The sequence below is a fragment of the Ideonella sp. sgz306126 genome (assembly GCF_056032705.1).
Genome location: NZ_JBVYWP010000013.1, coordinates 1 through 1,438 on the forward strand (window position 1 = coordinate 1; position 1,438 = coordinate 1,438).

1 protein-coding gene is annotated in these 1,438 nt (G+C 66.2%); it reads left to right on the forward strand.

Annotated features, from left to right (window positions below):
* Positions 1–114 precede the first annotated feature (114 nt).
* Positions 115–1,131 carry an IS110 family RNA-guided transposase gene (locus tag AC0N04_RS18205; protein WP_474283989.1) on the forward strand — a complete coding sequence of 339 codons (1,017 nt, stop codon included), beginning with the start codon at positions 115–117 and terminating at the stop codon, positions 1,129–1,131.
* Positions 1,132–1,438: the final 307 nt, after the last annotated feature.

Sequence of the window (1,438 nt, forward strand, 5' to 3'; positions counted from 1 at the left end):
CTAACGAATGAAAGGGACTTCCCCGTCCCGAACTAGCCGCGTTGCGGCAACCGGCAACTGAGTGCCACGATGGGAAGTGCGGTTTCTCATCAACTCATCCGGAAGGGGAAGTCCATGACGATTCTGACTGTTGGCATTGATCTCGCCAAGAACGTTTTTGCGGTGCATGGCGTCAATGAGGCCGGCAAGGCTGAGTTGGTGCGCCCGGCGGTGCCGCGCGACAAGCTCCACGAGCTGATCGCCACACTGCCGCCGTGCGTGATTGGCATGGAGGCGTGCTCTGGCGCGCACCACTGGTCGCGGCTGTTCCAGGCCGCGGGCCACACGGTGCGTCTGATCGCGCCCAAGTTCGTTACGCCCTACCGCATGTCTGGCAAGCGCGGCAAGAACGACGCGGCCGACGCAGCCGCGATCTGCGAAGCCGTGCAGCGCCCGCACATGCGCTTCGTGCCGATGAAGAGCCTGGAGCAGCAGTCGCGCCTGATGGTGCACCGCGCCCGGCAGGGCTTCGTCGAGCAGCGCACGGCCACCCTCAACCGCATCCGCGGCCTGCTCAGCGAATTCGGCGTGGTGCTCCCGCTCAAGGCCGCCACCGTGCGCCGCCGGGCCTGCGAATGCCTGGAAGGCCTGCCCGGCTACGCCAACACCGTGATCGGCGACCTGCTCAGCGAGGTCACCCGGTTGGACGAGCGCATCGCGCAGTACGACCAACACATCCAGGCCATGGCCAAGGAAGATGCCCGGGCCAAGCGGCTCATGCAGCTCAGCGGCGTGGGGGCCACCACGGCGACCTGCCTGCTGGCGATGATCGGCAACGGGCATGAGTTCGACTGCGGCCGGCAGTTTGCGGCCTGGTTGGGCCTGGCGCCGGGCCAGTACAGCTCGGGCGGCAAGACCCGGCTGGGGCGCATCACCAAGGCCGGCGACGCCTACCTGCGCAGCCTGCTGGTGCTGGGCGCGCGGGCCATGCTGGTGGCGGCCAAGGGCAAGACCGATGCCACCAGCCGATGGGCCGTGGCGCTGGCCGAGCGGCGCGGCTACTGGAAGGCGGTGGTGGCCATCGCGGCCAAGAACGCGCGCATGGCCTGGGCCGTGCTGCAGCGCGGCGAGACCTTTGCGCTGCCAGCCTGAAAACCCAATACGCTGACCAGGAAGAAAACCCGAGACCTTGCAGCTGCAGTAGACAAGTTCCACCGCCGTGTGACGGCAAGCGTTGATGACAACAGGTTTGGACCTGCGCGGGGCGTGACCGATTAACTCGAGGGCGACAACCAGGTTGCCGGCTAACGAATGGGTCCCCCGCGTGCGTCCTTCATCAGGGTCCGTGGCACTCAACACGCCACACCAATGACCGTTTGTAGTTTGGCCAGTCCGCACCTTGTTGTCCTCCCCACCGCCTGATCTGCGCCCGGCTGGTTGGCTTTGAAGAAGGAAGAAA